Genomic DNA, 24,291 nt, shown 5'->3' with positions numbered 1-24,291 from the left:
AACAGAGGACCGCCGATGCCGATCAGCCCCGATCTGACCCTGAAATTGCAGACATTGCTGGGTCCGCGTTTTTCGCAGGCCATGGCCGAACGTGAACACCACGCCGCGTCCGAGACCTTTCACAGCGCCCCGCCGCCCGATGCCGTCGTCTGGCCGGAAACCGCCGACGAGGTGTCGCAGATCGTGCGGGCCTGCGCGGTCGAGGGGGTGCCGGTCATTCCCTGGGCGGCGGGAACCTCGCTGGAAGGGCATGCGCTGGCCTGTCGCGGCGGCGTGACCATCGACATGACGCGGATGGACAAGGTGCTTGAAATTCGCGCGGGCGACATGCAGGTCAGCGTCCAGCCCGGTGTCACCCGTGAGGCGCTGAACACCGAACTGCGCGCGACGGGGCTGTTCTTTCCGGTCGATCCGGGCGCGAATGCCAGTCTTGGCGGCATGGCCTCGACACGGGCCAGCGGGACGACGGCGGTGCGCTATGGCACGATGCGCGACAATGTGCTGGCGCTTCAGGTGGTGCTGGCCGATGGCCGGATCATCCGCACCGGCACGCGGGCGGCGAAATCCAGCGCGGGCTATGATCTGACCGGCCTGTTCGTCGGGGCCGAGGGCACGCTGGGGATCATCACCGAACTGACCCTGCGCCTGCATGGCCAGCCCGAAGAGGTCGCCTCGGCCGTTTGCGCCTTTGACAGCCTGGAACACGCGGTCGATTGCGTGACCGCCACCATCCAGTCGGGCATTCCCATGGCCCGGATCGAATTTGTCGATGCGCTGGCCGCGCGCGCCTTCAACCGGCAATCGGGCAGCAGCTTTCCCGAAAAGCCGCATCTGATGGTGGAATTCCACGGCTCGCCCGGGTCGGTGCGCGAGGATGCCGAACGCTTTGGCGAACTGGCGCGGGATTTCGGGGCCGAAGGGTTCGACTGGACCACGACGCCCGAAGAACGCGCGCGGCTGTGGCGGATGCGTCACGGTGCCCATCACGCCTGTCTGGCATTGCGGCCGGGTGCCAGCGGCATCGTCACCGATGTCTGCGTGCCGATGTCGCATCTGGCCGAAGCGGTCGCCGCCGCCGCTGCGGATATTCGCGACAGTGGGCTGACCGGGCCGATTCTGGGCCATGTGGGCGACGGCAATTTCCACTCGATCCTGCTGATCATGCCAGGGGACGAGGGGGAACTGGCGCTGGCCAAGGGTGTCGCCACCCGCATGGCCGAACGCGCGCTGAATGTCGGCGGGACGATCAGCGGGGAACACGGGATCGGGTTTGGCAAGCGCGACCTGATGGCCGCCGAACATGGCGAGGGCTGGCAGGTGATGGGCGCGATCAAGGCGGCGCTTGACCCGGACAATCTGCTGAACCCCGGCAAGCTGGTGCCGGACCGCAACTGACAGGCAGCCCTTGCCGCCGGGCGCGCCCGAACGGGCGTGGCACGGCTATTCCCCCATCATGTCGGGCTGTTCGGCGCGCAGGCGGGTCAGCGTCTCGTTCATGCGGCCCAGATGGACGGACATTGCCCTGACCGCAGCTTCGGGATCGCGGCGGCGCAGGGCGCGCAGGATGTCGCGGTGTTCGCTCAGGACACGGCCCGGACTGAAGGACAGCGACTGAAAGCGCGCGCGGTCCATATGGCCCTTTTGTTCCTTCACCAGCGTCCAGACAAAGCCCAGATCCGCATAGGTGGCGATGTCGTGGTGGAACTGTTCATCCAGCGCATGAAACGCGCCGCGCCGGCCCGCCTGTTCCGCCTCTTGCTGCTGGTCCAGCAGGGTTTCCAGCGCGTCATGCTGCGCCCCGGTCAGGCGGGTCGCGGCTTTGCGAATGCAGGACAGTTCCAGCGATTGGCGGATAAAGCTTGCCTCGCGGATGGCGCGTTCGGAAATCAGGGTGACGATAGTCGCGCGCTGCGGGCGCAATTGCAGCAGGCCCAGTTGCGACAGGCGGAAGAACGCGTCGCGTACCGGCTGGCGCGAGACGCCCATCTGCGCCGCGACCTCGGCCTCGGACATGCGTGTGCCGGGGGACAGGGTCAGATCGACGATCCGTTCATACAGCGCGTCAAAGACCTGTTCGGTCATGGTACGCGGGCGCATCTCGCCCAGATCGGGCAGCACCGGGCTGTCCGGCATATCCGGTTCATGCATCGGGACGGCCCCAAGATTGACCCAGTTACCAAACTAGCATATTAGCCGTTCGGTAATATCGCAAGGCGAGTCGCGGGGGGTAGGATGGCGCTGCTGGATGAGGACCGGCTGTTTCCGGTCGAGGGGCGGGCCCGCGATCTGGCCCGCGCGCTTTACGCCGAAATCCGCGATCTGCCGATCATCAGCCCGCATGGCCATACCGATCCGCGCTGGTATGCCGAGGATGCGGCCTTTCCCGACCCCGCCCAACTTTTCGTCACACCGGATCACTATGTGTTCCGCATGCTGGCCTCGCAGGGGGTGGCGCTGAGCGATCTGGGCGTGCCGCGCACCGATGGCGGGGCGACCGAAACGGACGGGCGCAGGATCTGGCGGCTGTTCGCCAGTCATTATCATCTGTTCCGGGCCACGCCCTCGCGGATGTGGCTGGATCATTCCTTTCAGCATGTGTTCGGCATCGACCGCCGCCTGTCGGCGGAATCGGCGGACTGGTATTATGACCATATCGCCGATTGCCTGACGCGCCCCGAATTTCGCCCCCGCGCGCTGTTCAAGCGGTTCAATATCGAGGTGATCGCCACGACCGAGGCCGCGACCGACGATCTGCGCTGGCACCGGATGATCCGCGATTCCGGCTGGGACGGGCGGGTCATCACCGCCTATCGCCCGGATTCAGTGGTCGATCCGGAATTTTCGGGGTTTGCCGACAATGTTGCGCTGATGGGCCAGCAGACCGGGTTCGATACCGCGACATGGTCGGGCTATCTGGATGCGCACCGCGCGCGGCGGGCGTATTTCAGGGAATTTGGCGCGACCTCGTCCGATCATGGCCATGCCAGCGCCCGGACCGAGGATCTGCCGCAGGCCGATGCCGCCCGGCTGCTCCAGAAGGCACTGAAGGGCACATGCACCGCCGATGAGGCCGATGCCTTTCGCGGCCATATGCTGACCGAAATGGCGCGGATGAGCCTAGAGGACGGGCTGGTCCTGCAAATCCATCCCGGATCGCGGCGCAACCATTCCGGTCAGGTGATGGCCGCGCATGGCCGCGACAAGGGTTTCGACATTCCGGGCCGCACCGATTACGTCGCTGCGCTGCGCCCGCTGCTGAACGCTGTGGGGATGCGGTCCGATCTGACGGTGATCCTGTTCACGCTGGACGAAACCTCTTACACGCGGGAACTGGCGCCGCTGGCAGGGGCCTATCCCTGTCTGCGGCTTGGTCCGGCCTGGTGGTTCCATGACAGTGCCGAGGGCATGCGCCGCTTCCGCGAGATGACCACCGAAACCGCCGGTTTCTGCAATACGGTCGGCTTTAACGACGATACGCGGGCCTTCTGTTCGATCCCGGCCCGGCATGATGTCGCGCGGCGGGTGGATTGCGCGTATCTGGCAACGCTTGTGGCCACCGGACGCCTGGATGAGGATGAGGCGGCAGAGGTGGCGCGCGACCTGACCTGTGGGCTGGCAAAACGCGCCTACCGGCTTTGATTTCTTACTGAGGGAGGAGAGAAGATGAAATTCCTGACGACCACATTGGCCGGGCTGCTGGCCTCGGCTGCGCTGGTATCGGCTGTGGCTGCGGCCGATTGCGAAATGACGCTGCGGTCCTCGGACACGCATCCCGACGGCTTTCCGACGGTCGAAGGCGTCAAGGCGATGGCGGCCGAGGTCAAGGAAAAGACCGGTGGCCGCATCTGCATCGAGGTCTTTCCGGCGTCCCAGCTGGGCGAGGAAAAGGACACGATCGAACAGACCCAGTTCGGCGTGATCGACATGGTGCGCGCGTCTTTCGGCACGTTCAGCGACATCGTGCCCGAAACGCAGCTTTTCTCGCTACCTTATCTGTTCCGCTCGCAACAGCACATGTATGACGTGCTGGACGGCCCCATCGGGGACGAGCTGGGAACCGCCTTCGAGGCGCATGATCTGGTCGCGCTGGCCTATTACGACGGTGGCTCGCGCAGCTTTTACAACTCGCAGCACGCGATCAATTCGATTGCCGATCTCAAGGACATGAAGTTCCGCGTCATGCAGAACGATGTCTTTGTGGACATGATGGCCGCGCTTGGGGCCAACGCCACGCCGATGCCCTATGGCGAGGTGTATTCGGCCATCCAGACCGGCGTGATCGACGGGGCCGAGAACAATTTTCCCAGCTATGACACGTCGGGCCATGCCGAGGTTGCCAAATTCTATACGATGGATCAGCACCTGATGGTGCCCGAGGTCGTGGCCATGTCCAGGGTCACATGGGACAAGCTGTCGCCCGAGGATCAGGCCATCATGCGCGAGGCGGCGCGCAACTCGGCCCAGGTGCAGCGCAAGCTGTGGAACGATCAGGACAAGGCGTCCGAGGACAAGGTCGTCGCTGCCGGTTCGCAGATCGTGAAAGAGATCGACAAGACCCCCTTCATCGAGGCCATGGCACCGGTCTATGAAAAATACGCGACCACAGCCGAGGCGAAGGATCTGGTCAAGCGGATCCAGGACACCCAGTAACCTAGTGGCTGCCCGCCACACGCGGGCAGCCGTTTCATGTCGGGGCGGGGCGATGCGCGACGGAATGCTGAAACTGGCCGATGCGACGGGCGCGCTTGCACGCGCCGGCATGTGGATCGCGGGAATCGGGCTGGTCCTGATGACCGCCTTTGTCTTTGCGCAGGTCTTTTACCGATATGTGATCGGCCACAGCCTGTTCTGGGCCGAACCTGCCAGCGTGATGCTGATGGGCTGGTTCATCTTTCTGGGCGCGGCGGTCGGCATCAAGGAGGGGTATCACCTGTCCTTCGACGTGGGGCTGATGCTGATGCCCGAAAGCTGGCGTCCGTGGTTTCACAGCCTGTCGGATCTGGTCGTCACCGCCTTTGGCTTCGGGATGAGCTGGTACGGCTGGCAACTGGCCGCCAAGGCCGCCAGCGGTCTTATTCCGGGGCTGGGGATCTCGCGCATCTGGGATTTCGCGCCGGTGATCGCGGGCGGCGTGCTGCTGATGCTGTTTTCGACCGAACGGATCCTGCGCCGTGCAGCGGGCCTGAAAACCGCGCGCTTTGGCGATACCGATGACGAGGCGGGCGGGGCGGTGGACGGCCCGCATTCCCATAGTATCGGCGGCGAGGCACTGCCCGACCGCGACCAGCAGCAGGACAGAGGCTAGGGCTATGGAATACTGGGTTCTCTTCGGAAGTTTCGCGGTCCTTCTGCTGATCGGTACACCGGTGGCGTTCTGCCTTGGTGCCTCCAGCTTCTTTACCGTGCTGTATCTGGGCCTGCCGCCCGTGGTGGTGTTCCAGCGTCTGAATTCCGGCATCTCGGTCTTTGCGCTGATGGCCATCCCGTTCTTCATCTATTCAGGCGATCTGATGGTGCGCGGCGACATAGCCCGGCGGCTGGTGGCTCTGGCGGGCGCGCTGGTCGGGCATTTGCGGGGTGGGCTGGGGCAGGTCAATATCATGGCCTCGCTGATGTTCGGCGGCGTGTCCGGCTCGGCTGCGGCGGATGCCAGCGCGGTGGGCGGGCTGATGGTGCCGCAGATGAAGAAACGCGGATATGATGTTGATTATGCGGTCAATATCACCGTGACCAGTTCGATCATCGCGCTGATGATTCCGCCCTCGCATAACATGATCATCTATTCGATTGCGGCGGGCGGGCGGTTGTCCATTGCCGACCTGTTCACGGCGGGTATCATTCCGGGGCTGCTGCTGGCGCTGGCACTGATGACGGCCGCATGGTACGTGGCCCGCAAAAAAGGCTACCCGACCGAGCCCTTCCCCGGCTTCGCCGCCATGGGCCAGCTTTTCGTTTCGGCAGTGCCTGGCCTGATCCTGATCGCGATCATCTTCGGAGGCGTGCGCTCGGGCGTGTTCACGGCCTCGGAAAGCTCGAATATCGCGGTGGTCTATGCGCTGGCGGTGACGGCGCTGGTCTATCGCAGCCTGCCTTGGTCCGAATTCGTCGAGGCGACCAAGGCGGCGGTGCGCACGACCTCGATGGTGCTGCTGGTGATTGGCTGCGCGGCATGTTTCGGATGGCTGCTGGCCTTTCTCAAGGTTCCCGCGCAGCTTGTTCAGTTACTTCAGAATGTCTCGGATAACCCTATCGTCATCCTGCTGCTTATGAACGTCATGCTGCTGGTTCTGGGTACATTCATGGACATGTCACCGCTGATCGTCATCACCACACCGATCTTCCTGCCCGTGGCGCAGGCCTTTGGCGTGGATCCCGTGCATTTCGGCGTGATCCTCATCCTCAATCTGGGGATCGGCCTGTGTACGCCACCGGTGGGTGCCGTGCTGTTCGTGGGTTGCGCGGTCGGAAGGATCAGCATCTGGCAGGCGATGCGCTCGATCTGGCCCTTCTATGGCGCGGCCTTCGCGACGCTGATGCTGGTGACATATATCCCGGCGCTGTCGCTGTGGCTGCCTGCCGTGTTCCGGTGATTTCCTCGGGGGTCTGCATCCCCGTCGCGGCATCGGGTGATCCTGACTTTGAACCAATAACCGGCAGAGGAGGCTGGCTTGCCCCACCGTTTACATCGCACCCCCCTGACCTCTCCGGCAGGTATCGTCCATCTTGGCCTTGGCGCGTTCTTCCGCGCGCATGGCGCGACCTATATCGCGCAGGCGATGGAACAGCAGGGGGGCGACTGGGGCATCACTGGCGTGTCGCTGCAATCGCCCGGAACCCGCAACCGGCTGCGCCCGCAGGGCTGGGCCTATACGGCGCTTGAACTTGGGCCGGACGGCGAAACTCCGCAGGTGATAACGGTCCTGCGCGACGTGTTGGTCGCGCCGGAAAACCCGCAGGCGGTGCTGGATGCGATGGCCGCGCCGACAGTGCATATCGTCAGCCTGACAGTCACGGAAAAAGGCTATTGCCATCAGCCTTCGACTGGTCGGCTGAACTGCGATCACCCCGACATCCGGCACGATCTGACCTCGCCCCTGCCGAAATCCGCGCCGGGTTTTCTGGTCCGGGCGCTGGCGGCACGGCGGGCGGCGGGGCTGCCGCCCTTTACCGTGCTGTGCTGCGACAACCTGCCCGAAAACGGTCAGGTCGTGCGCGGCGTGGTGCTGGAACTGGCGCGGCTGATTGATCCTGCGCTGGCCGACTGGATCGCGGAACACGGGGCCTTTCCCTCGACCATGGTGGACCGGATCGTGCCCGCCACCACCCCTGCCGATCTTGACCGCGCAGAGGCGACGACCGGCTGGCGCGACGAGGCACCGGTCCTGCACGAACCCTTCCGCCAATGGGTGATCGAGGACAGTTTCTGCGGCCCCCGCCCGGCCTTGCAGACCGTCGGCGCGCAGATGGTCGGCGACGTCACCCCGTTCGAACACATGAAGCTGCGGATGCTGAACGGCACGCATAGCGCGCTGGCTTATCTGGGCTATCTGGCGGGGTACGAGACGATTGCCGACACCATCGCCGATCCGGCCTTTTCCACCCTTGTCCGCCGGTTATGGCGGGACGAGATCATCCCCGCCCTGACCCCGCCACCCGGCGAGGATCTGGCTGCCTATGCGGATGCGCTGCATGCCCGCTATGCCAATCCGGCGATCCGTCACCGGACCTGGCAAATCGCGATGGATGGCAGCCAGAAACTGCCGCAGCGCATTCTGGGAACGATCACCGAAAATCGCGCATGCGGGCGTGCCGTGCCGGGCTTGACACTGGCTGTCGCGGCCTGGATGCGCTATGTTTCGGGACGTGACGAAAAAGGCGGCACCATTGATGTCCGCGACCCGCTGGCTCCGCATCTTTCGGCATTGTGGCACGAGGATCCGGCGCTGACCGTGGCCGGCTTCCTTGCGCTGGCCGAGATTTTCCCCCCGGCGCTGCGCGACGATCCCGGTTTTGCCTCCGACCTGACCACCGCGCTGTCCACGCTGCTGAGGCAGGGTGCAAAGGCGGCGGTTGCAGGGATGGCAAGGCAGGACTGAATCGGGCACCGGCCCGTTCCGCAGCGACGGGCGTCGCGGTGGCCATGCGCGCAATGCTGTCAGAAAACGGCGCAGAAATACGGCGGATGAAGCATACCCTTGAGGCCGCCACCGTGCCTGCGCTGGCGGCGAAGTTGCGCTTTGCCGGAGGGCGTTTCTGTGACATCACCGCCGGATGATTTGCGTCCCGCGATAGCCGGGGGAGTTGCACCCCCCGGACCCCCTGCAGTCAACTTCCCGAGCCTTCCCCGAATACCTGCCTTGGCCTGTTTGATCTTGCGGGATTTTTATTCGCAGGCCGGTGGCCAATCTTCGGAAATCATGTTTAGAGCGCGAACTCGGCCCGGATGGTCCGGCTATGCTGGCCGACTTGTGGCGAAGGGGCCGAACAGTGTGGTCTGTGACCGTCGATTCGCAGAGGGGCCGCGGTGGTGGTGAGGCTGCGGGATGTGCCGCGCAGCTCTTGCAGGATGCCGAGATGCGCGAAGCCCGGATGGTCGAGCAGGGCGGGCCAGTCCATGACCGGGGCGCACCAGATATCCGCCGGTTCGAACAGTGCCAGCCATTCGGCCACCGGTCGCGTCGCGATCCGGTCGGCGATCAGCGCGCGGATCCGGTCGCGTTCGGTGAACCATGCGTCGGGCCGGTCGCGCCACGGATCCAGCGTGGGCAGTTGCATCAGATCCGCCAGACGCGGCAGCGGGGTCATGGCGATGGCCAGCCAGCCATCGGCGGCGCGATAAACGCCATAGGGTGCGGCCAGATAGGCATGGGCCGAGCCATGGGCCGCACGATCCGGCCTGCGGCCGCCATCGTTCAGGTGAGTGGTCAGCACCTCGAATTGCAGATCGATCAGCGCCTCGATCAGGCTGGTCTGCACCAGCCCGCCCCGCCCGGTCACGCCGCGCCGGACCAGCGCGGCCAGCATCCCCTGCACCAGCGTCGCCCCCGCGAACATGTCGGCGATGGCAAGGCCCATGGGCACCGGCGCGTCGCCCGCATCGCCTGAAAGCCACATCGCCCCCGACCGCGCCTGCGCCAGCAAATCCTGACCGGGGCGTCCCGCCCAGGGCCCGTCCTCGCCATAGCCGGAAATGCTGCCATAGACGATGCGCGGGTTGATCCGGCGCACGCTGTCCCAGTCAAAGCCAAGGCGTTCGATCACACCGGGGCGAAAATTCTGAATCAGCACATCCGCCTGTGCGATCAGTCGGATCAGGGCCGCGCGATCGGCATCGTCCTTGAGGTCGATGGCCAGACTTTCCTTGCCCCGGTTGATGGCGTGGAACAGGGTCGAATCGCCGCCGATTTCCGTATCGCTCAGATACAGGCTGCGGGTCAGGTCGCCCGCGCCCGGCCGTTCGACCTTGATCACGCGCGCGCCCAGATCCATCAGCCGCAGCGAAGCATAGGGCCCCGCAAGGAACTGGCTGAGATCGACAACAAGCAGGCCGGCAAGGGGCGCGGAGTACGGTTGGTTCATTTGCTTTCGTTCGCTTCGCATGTCATAGCTTTCGCCCGGAAATTCGAGACAGGTGAGATGTGCCGAAATCCGACGATTCTGTTGCCGAGCCGACCAGAAAATACGCCGCCCCGGCCCTTGAAAAGGGGCTGGACATCCTTGAGCTGCTGGCCACCGAGGAATTCGGGCTGAGCCAGACCGAGATCGCGCGGCATCTGGATCGCTCGGTCAGCGAGATATTCCGGATGCTCGTTGTCCTGCAAGAGCGGAATTACGTCGTGCTTGATCCGCTGACCGACCGCTATGCCTTGACCACGCTTCTGTTCGAGATCGCGCATCGAACACCGCCGATTCGCAGGTTGACGATGCTGGCCGGGCCGGTGATGCAGCGGCTGGCGCGTGAGGTGAACCAGTCCTGCCATCTGGCGATTCTGTCCAGTGACGGGGTGCTGGTGATCGGGCAGGTGAACGGGCCGGGCAACAGCGTCATGTCGGTGCGGCTGGGGGCCAAGATCGAATTGTGGCGCGCATCTTCGGCGCGGGTGATTCTGGCCTTTCAGCCCGCCGAGGTGCTGGCCGATTGCTTTGCGCGGGTGCCGCTGCCCGAGACAATCACATCCGGGGAACTGCATGCCGATCTGGAAAAAATCCGCAGGGCCGGGCACGAGGTCCGCGACAGTTATGTCGTGCGCGGGATCGTGAATATCAGTGCCCCGGTATTCGACCATTCGGGTCTTGCCGTCGCGGCGCTGACCATTCCGCATATGGAACGTTACGGCGATCCGGTGACATTCGACACCTGCCGTCAGGCCGTCATCATGGCCGCCGCAGCAATGAGCCGGGGGCTGGGCGGGGGCGTGGTGACGCAAGAACCGGCCTGAGCCGCGCCTATTCCCCTTGTGCGGGTCCACGGCGTTCGGCCAACAGGATATGTTCGCAATACATGACGGTTTCGCCGCGCTGGTTCCGGGTTTCCACCACCTCGACCACCTGGCCGTGGCCGGGGCGTTTCGGGTCGTCCGAGACCCGCCCGATGGTCACGGTCGAACGGATCGTGTCGCCCGCATAGACCGGCTTGGGAAAGCGCAGGCGTTCATAGCCATAGGTGAAGGCACGGGGATTGATCTCGGTCGCGGTCAGGCCGATGCCGATGGTAAAGGTCATCGTGCCATGTGCGATCCGTTCCCGGAACGGCTGATCCTTGCAGAATTCGGCATCCATGTGATGCGGAAAGTAATCGCCGGAATGCCCGGCGTGAAAGACCATGTCGGCCTCGGTGATGGTCCGGGCAAGGGTTTGCCGGGCCTCGCCGATCACGTAATCCTCGTAATAGCGTACTCGTTCCATGACTGATCCTCCTGATGATGCTTTTTTATATACAGAAATAAATTTGACAAGTGAAAATTTACACCGCATAGTTTTAAACAGTCCGACGACCCGACCCTGAAAAGGGTGCCCGAGGAGAGGGGGGTCGCATTGACGTGTTGAGGAGGAATATATGAAAATTGCTGCATTGCCGCTGGTGGCGGCCCTTGTTTGTGTGCCCGCCGTTGCCGTTCAGGCGCAGGATCTGACGCTGCGGCTGACGCATGTGCTGTCCACAAGCGAACCGATGCATCTGGCGTCCGAGCGTTTTGCCGAACTGGTCAAGGAACGGTCCGGCGGCAAGATCGCGGTCGAGGTGTTTCCGGCGGGTCAGCTTGGCTCGAATCTGGACATGTATGAACAGGTCCGCATGGGCGCGCCCATCGTCCAGATCTCGGATCCCGGCTATCTGTCGGATTACGTGCCCGATTTCGGCATCCTGAACGGGCCCTACCTGCTGGACAAGCCCGAGGATTTCCAGAAGCTGCTGGACAGCGACTGGTATGCCGGCCTGTCGGACCAGATCGCGCAGCAGCATGACATCCGCGTGCTGACGCTGAACTGGCTGTTCGGCAGCAGGCAGATCATTTCGAACAAGGAAATCCGCACGCCGGACGACCTGAAGAACGTGTCGATCCGGGTGCCGCCGAATGTCATGTGGATCGAGACCTTTGCCGCGCTTGGCGCAAGGGGCGAGACGCTGGCATGGCCCGAGGTTTATTCCGGTCTGGCATCCGGCGTGGTGGATGCGGCCGAATCGCCCCTGTCGTCGCTATGGGGATCCAAGCTGTACGAAAGCGCCAAGGTCGTTTCGATGACCAGCCATTTCACCGCCTTTACCGGTCCGATCCTGAACGAACAGGTGTTCCAGTCGCTTGACCCCGACATGCAGGAGGTTTTGCTAAGCTCGGCACGGGATGCGGGCGAATACATGGCGCAGATCGTGACCGAGGCACAGGCTCCGCTGCGGGCCGATCTGGAAGGGGTGGGCGTGAAATTCGTCGATGACGTCGATGCCGCCGCGTTCCGCAAGGCAACCGAGGTGGTTTATACCAAGTTCCCCGACTGGACGCCGGGCCTGCACGATACCGTCCGCGCGATCCTGGATAACTGAGCGCCGACATGCGAGCGCTGAAAAACTGGGAAGAAAACGTCGCGGCGGCGGCTTTGGCCGTGGTCTTTCTGGCGGTGTCCTGGGGGGTGATGGCGCGTTATGTCGCGCCGCGCCCCGCCGTCTGGTCGAACGAGGTCGCCACCATCGGCTTTGCCTGGATCGTGTTCGTGGGTGCCGCCGCAGGCGCCCGCCGCAACCTGCATATCGGCGTCGATCTGGTCACGGCGCGGTTGCCCGAACATGTGCAACGCTGGATTTCCATCGCCGTCGCGCTGTTTCTGGCGCTGGCGCTGGCCTATGTCGCCTGGCTGGCCGTCAGGATCGGCATCAAAAGCTAGTCCCGGCCCACGCCGGTATTGCGCCTGCCCTCGACCATTATCCACACCGCCGTCGTCATCGGCTTTGCGTCGATCGCCATCGGCTGTCTGCGCGACGCCATCACCATGATCCGGGGGAAAGCATGACCGAATTGCTGCCATTTCTGGTATTGGGCATCCTGATGGTGCTGAATGCGCCGGTTGCCTATTGCCTTGCCATCGGCGCGCTGGCCTTCTTCATGAGCGGGTCGGGCGTGCCAGTGCAGACCTATGTCCAGCGCCTTGTCAGCGCCACCGAAAGCTTTCCTCTGCTGGCGATTCCGTTCTTCATTCTGGCCGGGGTGGTCATGAACGAGGCCGGCATCACCGGCCGGATCATGAAGCTGGCCGATACGATGGTCGGGCATATGGTCGGAGGTCTGGCGCGGGTCAATGTGCTGCTGTCCACGCTGATGGGTGGCATGTCGGGTTCGGCCAACGCGGATGCCGCCATGCAAAGTACGGTGCTTGTCCCCGAGATGACATCGCGCGGTTATGACAAGGCCTTTTCGGCCGCTGTCACCGCCTTTTCGGCGATCATCACCGCGATCATTCCGCCCAGTATCGGGCTGATCCTGTATGGATTTCTGGCCGATGTGTCGATCGGGCGGCTGTTCATCGCGGGGCTGGTTCCCGGCGCGCTGATCTGCACGCTGCTGCTGGTTGCGGTCGGACGGATCAGCCGGGCCGAGGGTTATCCGCCCTCGCGCGATGTGCCCGCCGATTGGGGCGAACGCGGGCGGGCCATTGTCGATGCGGGCTGGGGGCTGATGATCCCGGTGGGCATTCTGGGCGGCATTCGCTTTGGCTGGTACACGCCGACCGAAGCCGGGGCCATCGCGGTCTGCTATGCGCTGTTCATCGGGCTGGTGGTCTATCGCGCGCTGCCGATCCGCCGCATTCCCGCCATGTTCCGCGAGGCGGCGGTGGCGACCGCGGTGATCATGCTGATCATCTGCGCGGCGCAGGCCTTTGGCTTTTTCCTGTCATGGGAACGCCTGCCGACGAAACTGGCCGACGGGATGCTGGCGCTGACACAGAACCCCTATCTGATCCTGCTGCTGATCAACCTGCTGCTGGTCGTGGTCGGCATGATCCTGGAAGGGGGCGCCGCCCTGATCATCCTGACGCCGCTATTCGTGCCGGTCATCAGCGGTCTGGGGATCGATCCGGTGCATTTCGGGGTCGTCATGGTGCTGAACCTGACCATCGCCGGGGTGACGCCGCCGGTCGGAACGCTGATGTATACGACCTGTTCGATCACCGGCGTCAGCGTGGGCGATTTCACCAAAAAGGCGATGCCGTTGTTCGCGGCGATGATTGCGGCGCTGCTGCTGGTCACATTCGTGCCCTTCATCACGCTGTTCCTGCCCAATCTCGTGTTCGGATCCTGACGGATCCGGCCACGGCCCAAAAAACCACCACGGCATTCAGAAGGAAAGAGACGTCCATGCCCGAAATCGGAGTTCACGCCAGAGGTTTGCCGGGGTTGCCATCCGAGCATGCCGAAATCCCGGTCTGGAATGCCGAGAACTGGTATTTCGAGGATTTCATGCCGGGTGACAGGATCCGCTCGATCAGGAGGACCATCTCGGAGGGCGAATCGATGCTGTTCAATTCGCTGGTGATGGACCACCACCCCTATGTCAGCGACCGCGAATTCGCCGAGCAAGAGGGCGTTTTTGGCAAGCGGCTGGTCGCGGGGGCGATGGTATTTTCCTATGGTCTGGGGCTGGCGGCAACCAATTGCCTGAACTCGTTTTCCTATGGCTATGACAGGCTGCGCTTTATCGCGCCGGTCTTTATCGGTGACACGATCTATACGATCCGCCGGAACCTGTCGAAAGAGGTGCACGATCTGAAACAGGGCAAGGTGCGCGTCAGCTATTCCGTCTACAAGGGCGAGGGAGAACTGGTGTTGTATGCCGAACATCTGCTGACCGCGCTGTATCGCGACCCCGCCGCATTCCGCGTCGAGGCCGGGGCGCGCATTGCCCGTAAATCCGCCGAACAGGAGGCACGCAATGGCTGAGGTTACGTTGCGTGGCATGACCTGGGATCATCCACGGGGCTATGATCCGATGATCGCCACTTCGCGCGCCTATATGGAGGCACATCCGGGCGTCACGATTACTTGGGAAAAGCGTTCGCTTCAGGCTTTCGCGGATCGGCCCATCGGCGAAATGGCTGGCAGCTATGACCTGATGGTGATCGACCATCCGCATGTCGGCGAGGTCGCGCGGGCCGGGCATCTGGTCGATTTCGCCCGGACCGGGCGCGATGCGGAACTGGCGGCGCTGGCTGCGGGATCTGTCGGGGCGTCGCACCCGTCCTATGCTATTGATGGCGGGCAATGGGGGCTGGCTATCGACGCGGCAACCCCGGTGGCCTGCTATCGCCCCGATCTGCTGGAGGCCGCGCCAACCCGGTGGGATCAGGTGCTGGATCTGGCCCGGCAGCAGCGCGTCGGTTTTGCGCTGATCCCGATCAATGCGCTGATGACCTTTTTCGGGATGGCGCGGAACAATCTGGTGCCCGTGGCCGAGGAACCGGACCGCCTTTTGCCCCGCGACGCCGGCATTGAGGTTTTGGCGCATATGCGCGAGATTGTCGCGCTGATGGATCCGGTCTGTCTGGATCTGGACCCAATCGGGATTTTCGACTGGATGGGCCGCTCTGTCGATGCGCCCGCCTATTCGCCCTTTGGCTATGGCTATACGAACTATTCCCGCGACGGCTATTGTCGCTTTCCGCTGGTCTTTGCCGATGCGCCGGGTTTTGGCGAAAATGGTCCGCGCGGCACGGTTCTGGGCGGGACAGGCATCGCGGTCTCGGCCAGCAGCAAGGCGCGTGATGTGGCAGTGGATTACGCCTTCTGGATCGCCGGGGCCGATTGCCAGAGGGGGCTGTATTTCGAAAGCGGCGGCCAGCCCGGCCATGCCGCCGCATGGGAGGACGCTGCCTGCAACGCTGCCAGCCGCGATTTCCTGCGCAATACGCGTAACACGCTGGAAACGTCGTGGGTCAGGCCGCGCTATGACGGATATATGGGTTTTCAGGACCGGGCGGGCGAAATCGTCCATGCCTGCCTGCGCGGCGAGGCGGGTATCGCCGCCACGCTGGACGCACTGGACGCCGCATATCGGGACAGCCGGTCATGAGGCCGCTTGAGGGGATCACTGTCCTTGAGGTCGCGCAATATCTGTCGGGTCCGCTGGCGGGGCTGAAGCTGGCTGATCTGGGCGCGCGGGTCATCAAGGTCGAACGTCCCGGCGCGGGCGATCCTTGCCGGGGGCTGTATATCTCGGATCCGGTGGAGGGCGAGAACACGCTGTTCCACGCGATCAACCGCGGCAAGGAAAGCCTGACCGCCGATCTGCGCGACCAGCATGACCGCGCCCTGCTGATGGAGATCGTCCGCGAGGCCGATGTCCTGATCCAGAACTTTCGCCCCGGTGTGATCGAGCGGCAGGGTCTGGGCTATATGGATCTGCGCGGTATCAATCCGGGGCTGGTCTATGGCTCGGTCTCGGGGTTTGGTCCGACCGACTGGGCGCCGCTGCCGGGGCAGGATCTGCTGGCGCAGGCGCGGTCGGGGGTGATGTGGCTGACCGGCAGCCGCGACGATCCGCCAATGCCCATGGGCCTTGCCGTGGCCGATATCCTTGCGGGCGAGGCGCTGACCCAGGGCCTGCTGGCGGCGCTGGTCGGGCGCGGGCGGACGGGAAAGGGCACCCATGTCGAGACATCGCTGATCGAGGCAATGGTGGCCTTTCAGTTCGAGGTGCTGACCACCTATCTGAACGATGGCGGCATCGCGCCAGAGCGCGCGGCGGTGAACGGCGCGCATGCCTATATCGGCGCGCCTTACGGCGTCTATCCGACCCGTGACGGCTGGCTGGCGCTGGCCATGGTGCCGTCGCTGGCAACGCTGGCCGGGCTGATGGGAATCCCCGCGCTGGCCGGGGTGGCCGACGACCCGGCCACGGCCCGGCGCGACCGCGACCGGATCAAGGCGCTGATCGCTGCCGCCACACCGGCGCGAACCACAGGCGAATGGCTGGCGATCCTGCAACCCGCCGATATCTGGTGCGCCGAGGTGCTGGACTGGCCCGCCCTTCTGGCCAGCGCTGCTTTCCAGCAGTTGAACATGGTACAAAGCATGGGCAAGATGCACACGGTCCGGGGACCGCTGCGCTTTGGCGGTTCGGCCCTTGCGGTCGGGGCGGCGGCACCGGCGCTTGGCGCGGACCGGGACAGGATCATCGCCGAATTCGGTGCCTGAGGGTACAGCCGGTCCCGCGTGACGGAGGCGGACGGACCGGGCAGCGGGGCGGGCAGGGGCAGATCGCGCGTTACGAGACGTCACTGCCGGGAATTTTGCGTCCCGCGGTGGCCGGGCGCGCTGCGCCCCCCGGACCCCCCGCTGCTTGCGCAGCCCCTTCCGTTGTTCATCGTAGCGATTGCTGCGCCCCTGCGGGATGTTTTGGAAGGGGGCAGACGCGGGTGCCGGGTTGGGTCGGGTGGCAGCGCGCGGGCCTTTCCGTCCACAGACTGACTGCGCGCGAAGCGCGCGCCCGGCCGGGCGGCAGCGACGGGGCGGGCTTTGCCCGGCCCGCTTCCCTCCGTTTTGACACGGCGGGCGGTCGCTGTGCGGGACTGGCTTGGCAGGCGGCCTCATCGCAGGGTCTTGGTGGGGAAGTCTTTGTTACTGTGCCGCTGCAGGATTGCGTCCCGCGGTGGCCGGGGGAGCTGCGCCCCCCGGACCCCCTGCCAAAGCCTGCGGCGGGTGGGGGCGCGATGGCGCGCAGGAGGTGGTTCGGGTTGGGACGCGGGCGGGGCCGATCTGACTGTGGCAGGCTGATTGTGAGAAACTTGCCTTCGGTTGAGCCGCCTCAGCCGTCCACAGACTGACAGCGCGCGAAGCGCGCGCCCGGCCGGGCGGCAGCGACGGGGCGGGCTTTGCCCGGCCCGCACCCCCTTTCCCATCTGCGCCGGCCTTGCCGGGGGGCGCTGTCAGCCGCGCCAGAACTTTGGCAGGAACAGTACCAGCACGGCGATCAGTTCCAGCCGACCCAGATACATGCCGATGATCATCATCCATTTCGCCATGCCGGGGAAATCGGCGACCGAGCCGTTTGCCGTGACCTCGGGGCCCCAGGCCGGGCCGACATTGCAGATGGCGGTCCAGGCGGCGGTCAGGGCGGTTTTCGAATCCAGCCCGGTGAAGGACAGCCCGACGATCAGCAGGCCGAAAGCCAGCACGAACAGCGTGAAAAAGGCCATCACCGAATCGACCACATCCGAATCCAGCGTTTGCCCGTCATAGCGCAGCGGATAGACGCGGTGCGGCGACTGCATGCGCCGAAGCTGGGCCTTAACCGCCTGCCACAGCACCTGATAGCGGAAAATCTTGATCGAGCAGCCGGTCGATCCCGTGCATCCTCCGATCAGCCCCACCACGATCAGCACCGCAAAGGGCAGGTGCCCCCAGGCTGTCATGTCGGTCGAGGCATAGCCGGTGCCGGAAAAAGTCGAGATGGTGTTGAACACCGTCTCGCGGATCACCTCGACCGGGTGGGAGTCCTGATGCATGTAGAGCAGGCGATAGATCACGATCACCGCGCAGGCATAGAAGATCCAGCGCAGATAGGCACGGATCTGGCGGTCCTTCCAGATCGGCACAAGATTGCCGCGCAGTGCCTGCACCATGCGGATGAAGGGGATCGAGGCCAGCACCATGAACACCGAGGCCGCCCATTCCGGCGCGCCCAGATAGGCCCCGAAGCTGGCGTCGTAATTCGAGAATCCCCCGGTCGAGCAGGTGGTCAGCGCATGGACCAATGCGTCGAACCCGGTCATGCCCAGCATCATGTAGGTCAGCGTGCAGGCCGCTGTCAGCAGCACATAGATGCCGGTCATGTCTGCTGCGATCTCTCCCGCACGGGGCAGTACCTTGCCCAGCGTGTCGAACCCTTCCGAGCGGAAGAACTGCATGCCGCCAACCTTCATCACCGGAAGAAAGATCATCGCGACGACGACAATCCCCAGCCCTCCGGTCCATTGCAGGATCGCACGCCACAGATGCGTGCCCTTGGGCAAGATGTCCAGTTCGGGAAATGCGGTGGTGCCGGTGGTGGTGACGCCCGACATCGCCTCGAAATAGGCGTCGCTGAAGCTGGCATCGGGGGCACCGATCATGAAGGGCAGTGCGCCAAAAAGCGGCACGACGATCCACAGGCAGGCGGTGATCAGAAACGCCTGCTGGATCGTCATTGCCCGGTCGTCGCTGCGGCTGGCGATGGTCACGAGCAGCCCGGCCACGGCGGTCAGCAGCCCGGCTTCGAGAAAGGCCATCCAGTGCGGATCGCCATGCCACCAGTCCACCGCCATCGGGAACATCATTGCGCCGCCCAGAACGACGACGATTTTTCCTATGGGATTGGCGACGGGGCGAAAATCGATCATTCCGCCTGCTTGCCGCGTGGCCGTCAGGCCGTCAAGCCATAAGGGCAGCCATGTGTTGTCGGGGGCGGTATCGGGAAGGAACCGTCTGCACGGCGCGCCTGCAACGCCGCCACGCCGTGCCGATGTCAACGGTCCCGGAGAATGGCCGCCCGGCAAAAGCCGGTTGTCGGGACGGATTTGCCGGGGGAATGGAAGATCCGGCCCGGATTCAGGGCGCAACGTGCCGCTGGCCCTGTGTCCGGTACGGGTTCCGGCGCGGATATGGATCAATCGTCAGACCCGTTGCGATAAGCGGAATTTCAGAAAAGCGGGCACGGACCCTGGATAAAAAATTTGCTGAACCAAATAGCTGATCACGGGATTTTCGTGCGACGTCACCGCCGGAAGAATTGCGTCCCGCGGTGGCCGGGGGCGCTGCGCCCCCCGGACCCCCCGCTGCCAGCGTTCCGGCCCGCCTATATCGCGCCCATTGCAACCACCAGCATATCGGCGACGGCGCGAATGGCGGGGGCGTGTTTCAGATCGGCATGGATGACCATCCACACCGGCCGCGCCTCGGGTTGATCGGCGGTGACGCGCACAAGATTCTTGCAGGGCTGCGCCATGACACAAGGCAACAGAGCCACTCCGAGGCCCGCTTTGGCGGCGGCGAACTGGCTGTGAAAATCTCCGGTCAGCAGGTCAAGCGGGCGGCCATCGGCGAACTCTTCCAGCCAGCGTTGTTGCGGCACATGGGCCAGCGTCTCGTCAAAGGCGACAAAGCGCCATTGCTGCGGCGGCAGTTTCGCGATGTCCGGTGTCGCATAAAGCGCAAATTCAACCGCGCCGATGCGGCGGATGATATTCTGTTTGCCCTGCGGCTCTGCCATCCGTACCGCCAGATCGGCCTGCCCGCTGTCGAGCGAGGCGATATGCGAATTGGCCGAAAGCACGATCTGCAAATCGGGATGACCGGCGCGCAAGTCGCGCATGGCCGGGACGATAACCTCACTGACCAGAACGGGCGGCGCGGTCAGCCGCACGCGTCCGCTCAGCGTGCCCTGCGCGGCATGGATCAGGCGTTCGATCCGCTGCGCGCCCTTCTCCATATCGCGGGCAATCGCAGCGACCTCTTTGCCCTTTTCGGTCAGCGGCGTGGAGCGCGCCAGACGACGCGCGAGCGTCTGGCCAAGTGCGGCTTCAAGCACCCCGATCCGGCGCGAAACCGTAGCATGGTTGACCCCCAAGGCCCGTGCCGCGCCCGCAAGCGAGCCTTCGCGGTCCAGCACCGCCAGAACATGCAGATCATCCCAGTTCATCTGATCAATCTTGCACAGGTGGCGTGCAGGGTCATGCAGTTTTCACCAGGGCCAGGCGTTGCGATACTGGTCCGACCGAACAACAGGAGCACGACAATGATCCCCACCCTTCCACTTGGAACCGATGGCCCAAAGCTGCCAGTCCTTGGTCTTGGCTGCATGGGCATGTCCGAATTCTATGGCGAAACCGACGATACGCAGTCGCTTTCCGTGCTGGCCCGTGCCTATGATCTGGGCGTGCGGATGTTCGACACCGCCGATATGTATGGCAATGGCCACAATGAGGAACTGCTGGCGCGATTTCTGAAACAGGGCCGCCCCGATGCCTTCATCGCCACCAAGTTCGGCATCCGCAAGGCACCGGGTGAATATGCCCGGACCATCGACAACAGCCCGGACTATATCCGGCAGGCCTGCGACGCCTCGCTGCGGCGTCTGGGGGTTGAGCAGATCGGGCTTTACTATGTTCACCGGGCCGAAACCGGGCGGCCCATCGAGGAAACGATGCAGGTGCTGGCCGGGCTGGTGCAGGCGGGCAAGGTCGCGCGGATCGGCCTCAGCGAAGTTTCGGCAGACACGCTGCGCCGCGCCCGTGCGGTGCATCCCGTCTCTGCCGTGCAAAGCGAATATTCGCTGACCACCCGCGATATGGAGGCGGAAATACTGCCCGCCTGCCGGAATCTGGGCATTGCCTTTGTCGCCTACAGCCCGCTGGGGCGCGGTCTGCTGTCGGGCGCGTTTGACCGCGACAGCCTTGCCGAGAACGATTTCCGCCGCAACGCACCCCGCTTTGACGCCGAAGCGCTGGAGGCCAATACTGCCCGTCTCGACACCCTGCGCGCCATTGCCGACCAGCGCGAGGCAATGCCGTCGCAAGTGGCGCTGGCCTGGGTAATGGCCAAGGGCGCGTTTGCAATCCCCGGCACCAAGCGGCTGACCTATCTGGAACAGAACATCGCCGCCGCCAGCCTGCGCCTGTCTGCCGATGAGATTGCCAAGCTTGACACGGCCTATGCGCCGGGCAGCTTTACCGGCGAACGCTATACCCCTGAGGGCATGAAAGGGGTGAACGAGCAGGTGCCAAAGCCACTTTCCGCCAACGGATAAAGCTGTGATCTTGACAGATATGGCGTATTCTTGCGGTGGCTTTGCCCCGGTCGCCTACCCGTATGCGCCAGTCACGGGGGCGCAAAAGCCTTGACATTCTATATTTTGAATGTGTATAGCAGGCAAGGTAAAGCCCCGGCGCCGTATTCTGCCGTGGCATTCTCCTGCAGCGGAGGATTCGGATGATCCATTATCCCGTGCATATGTCTGTCAAACCCGATGTCAGTGCCCATTTCGACGAGGCGACGAACACGATCAGCTATATCGTCAGGGATCCCGGCTCTGATGCCTGCGCGATCATCGATTCGGTGATGGATATCGACTATGCGGCGGGGCGGATCACCTATGCGCATGCGGATGGGCTGATCGCCGAGATCGGGCGTCGCGGGTTGCGGCTGGAATGGATCATCGAAACCCATGTCCATGCCGACCACCTGTCCGCAGCGCCCTATCTTCAACAGCGTCTGGGTGGCAGGATCGGGATCGGCGAGAATATCCTGATCGTGCAGGACACGTTCGGCAAGATCTTCAACGAGGGGACCGAGTTTCAGCGTGACGGCAGCCAGTTCGACCGCCTGTTCCGGGATGGCGACAGCTATATGGTCGGCGGAATGGAATGTTTCGCCATGCACACGCCGGGCCACACACCCGCCTGCATGACGCATGTGATGGGCGATGCAGCCTTTGTGGGCGATACGCTGTTCATGCCCGATGGCGGCTCGGCCCGCGCGGATTTTCCGGGCGGAGATGCGGGGATTCTGTATGACAGCATCCAGAAGGTGCTGGCCCTGCCCGATGCGATGCGGCTGTTCATGTGCCACGATTACGGCCCCAATGGCCGCGAGATTCAGTGGGAAACCACGGTGGGCGAGGAAAAGGCCCACAACATTCATGTCGGCAGTGGCCGGACGCGGGAAGAATTCGTCAGATACCGGACCGAACGCGATGCCACGCTGGACATGCCCCGTCTGATCATTCCGTCGTTGCAGGTGAACATGCGCGCCGGAGAGGTGCCGACCGATAAGGACGGGCGGCCGATGCTGAAGGTGCCGGTGAACGGGCTGTAGGAACCGCCACCGAAGAAAGAACAGGGAACACGCATGGATATCCGTAAACTTGAGGGGGGCGTTTTCGTCTGCTCTCAGATTTCTGTTGCAGACTTGCCCGCGCTGAAGGCGCAGGGCATCAGGGCGATCATCTGCAATCGCCCCGATGGCGAAGGGGCCGACCAGCCCGTGTTCGGGGAAATCGAACGCGCCGCCGCCGCGCAGGGGATTGTCGCGCGCCATCTGCCGGTGGTGTCGGGCAAGGTCGGGGATGCCGAGGCCCGTCAGTTTGGCACCTTGCTGATGGAACTGCCTGCGCCGGTGCTGGCCTATTGCCGCACGGGCACGCGATCCGCGACGCTGTGGTCGCTGTCGCAGGCGGAACACCGGCCCGCCGCCGATATTCTGGCCGCCGCAAAGGGGGCGGGCTATGACATGGGCGGCGTCGTGCGCCGCATCGTCAATGGCGGCAAGACCCCGACGGATACCGGCGATGCCAGCTTTGACATCGTGATCGTGGGCGGAGGCGCGGCGGGAATCTCGGTCGCGTCCAGTCTGCTGGCGCGGGTCAGGGACCAGTCCATTGCCATTATCGAGCCTGCGGATGTGCATTATTACCAGCCCGGCTGGACCATGGTGGGCGGTGGGGTGTTCCGGCCCGAACAGACTGCCCGGACGATGGGCGCGCTGATTCCGCGCGGGGTGCGCTGGATCAAGGCCGCCGTCGCCGCCTTTGAACCCGCCGACAATGCCGTCGTGCTGGATGGCTGCCGGGTGGTGAAATACCGTCGGCTGGTCGTCTGTCCGGGACTCAAGCTGGACTGGCACAAGGTCGAGGGGCTGGTCGAGACCCTGGGGCGCAACGGAGTCACCTCGAATTACCGCTATGATCTTGCCCCCTATACCTGGGAACTGGTGCAGGGTATGCGCAAGGGGCGGGCGATCTTTACCCAGCCACCGATGCCGATCAAATGCGCGGGCGCGCCACAGAAGGCGATGTATCTGTCGGGCGATGCCTGGCATCGCGCGGGCGTGCTGAAGGATGTCGATATCCGGTTCTGCAATGCCGGGGGCGTGCTGTTCGGCGTCAAGGACTATGTGCCCGCGCTGATGGAATATGTGGGCAAATACGACGCCAGCCTGAATTTCTTTCACAACCTGATTGCCATAGACGGGCCGGGTCGGCGTGCCACATTCGAGGTCAAGACCCCTGATCAGGAGGCGCGGCGCATCGAGATGGGATTTGACATGATCCATGTCTGCCCGCCCCAGACCGCGCCCGATTTCATCCGCGTCTCGCCACTGGCCGATGCCGCCGGATGGGTCGATGTCGATCAGGCCACGCTGCGGCACAAGGCATTCGCGAATATATGGTCGCTTGGCGATGTGATGAACGCCCCCAACGCCAAGACCGCCGCTGCCGCGCGCAAGCAGGCCCCGGTCGTGGCCGAGAATGTCGCCGCCGATATTGCCGGGCGTTCCGCCGCCGCGCGATATGACGGCTATGGGTCCTGCCCGCTGACCGTGGAACGCGGCAAGATCGTCCTGGCCGAGTTTGGCTATGGCGGCAAGCTGCTGCCCAGTTTCCCGAAATGGCTGGTCGATGGCACGAAGCCGACCCGCACCGCGTGGTGGCTGAAGGAGCGAATCCTGCCTCCGGTTTATTGGCAGGCCATGCTGCGCGGCCGCGAATGGATGGCCCGGCCCGAGGCCCTGTCGGTGGATGCCTGATTCCGGATCGCGAAAGGCGTGACGATGAAAACCCGACTGGCCCGCCTGCTGCCGATCCTCGACTTGGGGCGGCAGTACAACCGCACGGCGCTGCAAAACGACCTGATCGCGGCGGTGATCGTCACGATCATGCTGATCCCGCAATCGCTGGCCTATGCGATGCTGGCGGGGTTGCCACCCGAGGCGGGGATCTATGCCTCGATCCTGCCGATCATTCTTTATGCGATGTTCGGCACCTCGCGCGCGCT

General features: G+C 64.1%; 22 protein-coding genes. 17 read left to right on the top strand and 5 right to left on the bottom strand.

Going from position 1 to position 24,291, the window contains the following annotated elements; all coding sequences use genetic code 11:
• Positions 1 to 15 precede the first annotated feature (15 nt).
• Positions 16 to 1,395, top strand: coding sequence for an FAD-binding oxidoreductase (locus tag ACK5L9_RS14045; protein WP_416912093.1), 1,380 nt, complete (start codon positions 16 to 18; stop codon positions 1,393 to 1,395).
• 45 nt (positions 1,396 to 1,440) lie between these two features.
• Here the strand turns inward: ACK5L9_RS14045 and ACK5L9_RS14040 are convergent, their stop codons facing one another.
• Entirely contained in the window at positions 1,441 to 2,148 is a 708-nt protein-coding gene (locus ACK5L9_RS14040) for a GntR family transcriptional regulator (RefSeq protein WP_416912092.1), read from the bottom strand.
• Between the two features lie 84 nt (positions 2,149 to 2,232).
• Here ACK5L9_RS14040 and uxaC point away from each other — a divergent pair, with 84 nt between their 5' ends.
• The 5 genes from uxaC to ACK5L9_RS14015 all read left to right on the top strand — a co-directional run bounded on the left by uxaC (position 2,233) and on the right by ACK5L9_RS14015 (position 8,096).
• Positions 2,233 to 3,639 carry a glucuronate isomerase gene (uxaC, locus tag ACK5L9_RS14035; RefSeq protein ID WP_416912091.1) on the top strand — a complete coding sequence of 469 codons (1,407 nt, stop codon included), beginning with the start codon at positions 2,233 to 2,235 and terminating at the stop codon, positions 3,637 to 3,639.
• 24 nt (positions 3,640 to 3,663) lie between these two features.
• A complete protein-coding gene (locus tag ACK5L9_RS14030) occupies positions 3,664 to 4,650 on the top strand; it encodes a TRAP transporter substrate-binding protein (protein ID WP_416912090.1) in 987 nt (328 codons plus the stop codon).
• A gap of 52 nt (positions 4,651 to 4,702) precedes the next feature.
• Positions 4,703 to 5,305 carry a TRAP transporter small permease gene (locus ACK5L9_RS14025; protein WP_416912089.1) on the top strand — a complete coding sequence of 201 codons (603 nt, stop codon included), beginning with the start codon at positions 4,703 to 4,705 and terminating at the stop codon, positions 5,303 to 5,305.
• A 4-nt stretch (positions 5,306 to 5,309) separates the two neighbouring features.
• The gene (locus ACK5L9_RS14020; protein WP_416912088.1) at positions 5,310 to 6,590 is read left to right on the top strand and encodes a TRAP transporter large permease; all 1,281 of its coding nucleotides are present in this window, start codon (positions 5,310 to 5,312) and stop codon (positions 6,588 to 6,590) included.
• A 78-nt stretch (positions 6,591 to 6,668) separates the two neighbouring features.
• Complete coding sequence (locus tag ACK5L9_RS14015) at positions 6,669 to 8,096, top strand: mannitol dehydrogenase family protein (protein ID WP_416912087.1); 1,428 nt, start codon at positions 6,669 to 6,671, stop codon at positions 8,094 to 8,096.
• 325 nt (positions 8,097 to 8,421) lie between these two features.
• Here ACK5L9_RS14015 and ACK5L9_RS14010 read toward each other — a convergent pair whose 3' ends face one another.
• Positions 8,422 to 9,579, bottom strand: coding sequence for a CaiB/BaiF CoA transferase family protein (locus tag ACK5L9_RS14010; protein WP_416912086.1), 1,158 nt, complete (start codon positions 9,577 to 9,579; stop codon positions 8,422 to 8,424).
• A 59-nt stretch (positions 9,580 to 9,638) separates the two neighbouring features.
• On the opposite strand from ACK5L9_RS14010, the gene ACK5L9_RS14005 reads away from it, so the two are divergent.
• Positions 9,639 to 10,439: an IclR family transcriptional regulator gene (locus tag ACK5L9_RS14005; RefSeq protein WP_416912085.1), complete on the top strand. Its 801-nt coding sequence runs from the start codon at positions 9,639 to 9,641 to the stop codon at positions 10,437 to 10,439.
• A 7-nt stretch (positions 10,440 to 10,446) separates the two neighbouring features.
• Here ACK5L9_RS14005 and ACK5L9_RS14000 read toward each other — a convergent pair whose 3' ends face one another.
• A complete protein-coding gene (locus ACK5L9_RS14000) occupies positions 10,447 to 10,905 on the bottom strand; it encodes a MaoC family dehydratase (protein WP_416912084.1) in 459 nt (152 codons plus the stop codon).
• Positions 10,906 to 11,056: 151 nt separating this feature from the next.
• Between ACK5L9_RS14000 and ACK5L9_RS13995 the strand changes: the two genes are divergently transcribed.
• The 6 genes from ACK5L9_RS13995 to ACK5L9_RS13970 all read left to right on the top strand — a co-directional run bounded on the left by ACK5L9_RS13995 (position 11,057) and on the right by ACK5L9_RS13970 (position 16,678).
• Positions 11,057 to 12,037 carry a C4-dicarboxylate TRAP transporter substrate-binding protein gene (locus ACK5L9_RS13995; RefSeq protein WP_416912083.1) on the top strand — a complete coding sequence of 327 codons (981 nt, stop codon included), beginning with the start codon at positions 11,057 to 11,059 and terminating at the stop codon, positions 12,035 to 12,037.
• Between the two features lie 8 nt (positions 12,038 to 12,045).
• A complete protein-coding gene (locus tag ACK5L9_RS13990; RefSeq protein WP_416912082.1) occupies positions 12,046 to 12,375 on the top strand; it encodes a TRAP transporter small permease in 330 nt (109 codons plus the stop codon).
• 122 nt (positions 12,376 to 12,497) lie between these two features.
• Positions 12,498 to 13,787, top strand: a complete 1,290-nt coding sequence (locus ACK5L9_RS13985; RefSeq protein WP_416912081.1) for a TRAP transporter large permease — start codon at positions 12,498 to 12,500, stop codon at positions 13,785 to 13,787.
• Positions 13,788 to 13,843: 56 nt separating this feature from the next.
• Positions 13,844 to 14,425, top strand: coding sequence for a MaoC family dehydratase (locus ACK5L9_RS13980; RefSeq protein WP_416912080.1), 582 nt, complete (start codon positions 13,844 to 13,846; stop codon positions 14,423 to 14,425).
• Positions 14,418 to 15,554: an ABC transporter substrate-binding protein gene (locus ACK5L9_RS13975; protein ID WP_416912079.1), complete on the top strand. Its 1,137-nt coding sequence runs from the start codon at positions 14,418 to 14,420 to the stop codon at positions 15,552 to 15,554. Before ACK5L9_RS13980 ends, ACK5L9_RS13975 begins: the two co-directional genes overlap by 8 nt.
• Complete coding sequence (locus ACK5L9_RS13970) at positions 15,551 to 16,678, top strand: CaiB/BaiF CoA transferase family protein (protein ID WP_416912078.1); 1,128 nt, start codon at positions 15,551 to 15,553, stop codon at positions 16,676 to 16,678. Before ACK5L9_RS13975 ends, ACK5L9_RS13970 begins: the two co-directional genes overlap by 4 nt.
• A gap of 731 nt (positions 16,679 to 17,409) precedes the next feature.
• Here the strand turns inward: ACK5L9_RS13970 and ACK5L9_RS13965 are convergent.
• Together ACK5L9_RS13965 and ACK5L9_RS13960 are read right to left on the bottom strand one after the other, a co-directional pair.
• Positions 17,410 to 18,861 carry a TrkH family potassium uptake protein gene (locus ACK5L9_RS13965; RefSeq protein ID WP_416912077.1) on the bottom strand — a complete coding sequence of 484 codons (1,452 nt, stop codon included), beginning with the start codon at positions 18,859 to 18,861 and terminating at the stop codon, positions 17,410 to 17,412.
• Positions 18,862 to 19,316: 455 nt separating this feature from the next.
• Entirely contained in the window at positions 19,317 to 20,159 is an 843-nt protein-coding gene (locus tag ACK5L9_RS13960) for a LysR family transcriptional regulator (protein ID WP_416912076.1), read from the bottom strand.
• 96 nt (positions 20,160 to 20,255) lie between these two features.
• On the opposite strand from ACK5L9_RS13960, the gene ACK5L9_RS13955 reads away from it, so the two are divergent.
• The 4 genes from ACK5L9_RS13955 to ACK5L9_RS13940 all read left to right on the top strand — a co-directional run.
• A complete protein-coding gene (locus tag ACK5L9_RS13955) occupies positions 20,256 to 21,266 on the top strand; it encodes an aldo/keto reductase (protein ID WP_416912075.1) in 1,011 nt (336 codons plus the stop codon).
• A 182-nt stretch (positions 21,267 to 21,448) separates the two neighbouring features.
• Positions 21,449 to 22,333, top strand: coding sequence for an MBL fold metallo-hydrolase (locus tag ACK5L9_RS13950; RefSeq protein WP_416912074.1), 885 nt, complete (start codon positions 21,449 to 21,451; stop codon positions 22,331 to 22,333).
• 33 nt (positions 22,334 to 22,366) lie between these two features.
• Positions 22,367 to 24,043, top strand: coding sequence for a TIGR01244 family sulfur transferase (locus ACK5L9_RS13945; protein WP_416912073.1), 1,677 nt, complete (start codon positions 22,367 to 22,369; stop codon positions 24,041 to 24,043).
• A 24-nt stretch (positions 24,044 to 24,067) separates the two neighbouring features.
• Positions 24,068 to 24,291: SulP family inorganic anion transporter (locus ACK5L9_RS13940; RefSeq protein WP_416912072.1), on the top strand; the 224-nt coding region annotated here is incomplete at its 3' end.

It is taken from the genome of Paracoccus sp. (in: a-proteobacteria) (genome assembly GCF_047973135.1).
Lineage (GTDB): Bacteria > Pseudomonadota > Alphaproteobacteria > Rhodobacterales > Rhodobacteraceae > Paracoccus.
The sequence above is the reverse complement of the archived record's forward strand: the minus strand, read 5'-3'. Positions and strand labels throughout refer to the sequence as shown.

Excerpts from the sequence above, each read along its gene's own strand:
- ACK5L9_RS13965 (WP_416912077.1), bottom strand. The coding sequence starts at position 18,861 with ATGATCGATTTTCGCCCCGTCGCCAATCCCATAGGAAAAATCGTCGTC.
- ACK5L9_RS14040 (WP_416912092.1), bottom strand. The coding sequence starts at position 2,148 with ATGCATGAACCGGATATGCCGGACAGCCCGGTGCTGCCCGATCTGGGC.
- ACK5L9_RS13995 (WP_416912083.1), top strand. The coding sequence starts at position 11,057 with ATGAAAATTGCTGCATTGCCGCTGGTGGCGGCCCTTGTTTGTGTGCCC.
- ACK5L9_RS13975 (WP_416912079.1), top strand. The coding sequence starts at position 14,418 with ATGGCTGAGGTTACGTTGCGTGGCATGACCTGGGATCATCCACGGGGC.
- ACK5L9_RS13955 (WP_416912075.1), top strand. The coding sequence starts at position 20,256 with ATGATCCCCACCCTTCCACTTGGAACCGATGGCCCAAAGCTGCCAGTC.
- ACK5L9_RS14025 (WP_416912089.1), top strand. The coding sequence starts at position 4,703 with ATGCGCGACGGAATGCTGAAACTGGCCGATGCGACGGGCGCGCTTGCA.
- ACK5L9_RS14020 (WP_416912088.1), top strand. The coding sequence starts at position 5,310 with ATGGAATACTGGGTTCTCTTCGGAAGTTTCGCGGTCCTTCTGCTGATC.
- ACK5L9_RS14030 (WP_416912090.1), top strand. The coding sequence starts at position 3,664 with ATGAAATTCCTGACGACCACATTGGCCGGGCTGCTGGCCTCGGCTGCG.
- ACK5L9_RS13970 (WP_416912078.1), top strand. The coding sequence starts at position 15,551 with ATGAGGCCGCTTGAGGGGATCACTGTCCTTGAGGTCGCGCAATATCTG.
- ACK5L9_RS13945 (WP_416912073.1), top strand. The coding sequence starts at position 22,367 with ATGGATATCCGTAAACTTGAGGGGGGCGTTTTCGTCTGCTCTCAGATT.
- ACK5L9_RS13960 (WP_416912076.1), bottom strand. The coding sequence starts at position 20,159 with ATGAACTGGGATGATCTGCATGTTCTGGCGGTGCTGGACCGCGAAGGC.
- uxaC (WP_416912091.1), top strand. The coding sequence starts at position 2,233 with ATGGCGCTGCTGGATGAGGACCGGCTGTTTCCGGTCGAGGGGCGGGCC.
- ACK5L9_RS14045 (WP_416912093.1), top strand. The coding sequence starts at position 16 with ATGCCGATCAGCCCCGATCTGACCCTGAAATTGCAGACATTGCTGGGT.
- ACK5L9_RS14000 (WP_416912084.1), bottom strand. The coding sequence starts at position 10,905 with ATGGAACGAGTACGCTATTACGAGGATTACGTGATCGGCGAGGCCCGG.
- ACK5L9_RS14010 (WP_416912086.1), bottom strand. The coding sequence starts at position 9,579 with ATGAACCAACCGTACTCCGCGCCCCTTGCCGGCCTGCTTGTTGTCGAT.
- ACK5L9_RS13990 (WP_416912082.1), top strand. The coding sequence starts at position 12,046 with ATGCGAGCGCTGAAAAACTGGGAAGAAAACGTCGCGGCGGCGGCTTTG.
- ACK5L9_RS13980 (WP_416912080.1), top strand. The coding sequence starts at position 13,844 with ATGCCCGAAATCGGAGTTCACGCCAGAGGTTTGCCGGGGTTGCCATCC.
- ACK5L9_RS13950 (WP_416912074.1), top strand. The coding sequence starts at position 21,449 with ATGATCCATTATCCCGTGCATATGTCTGTCAAACCCGATGTCAGTGCC.
- ACK5L9_RS13985 (WP_416912081.1), top strand. The coding sequence starts at position 12,498 with ATGACCGAATTGCTGCCATTTCTGGTATTGGGCATCCTGATGGTGCTG.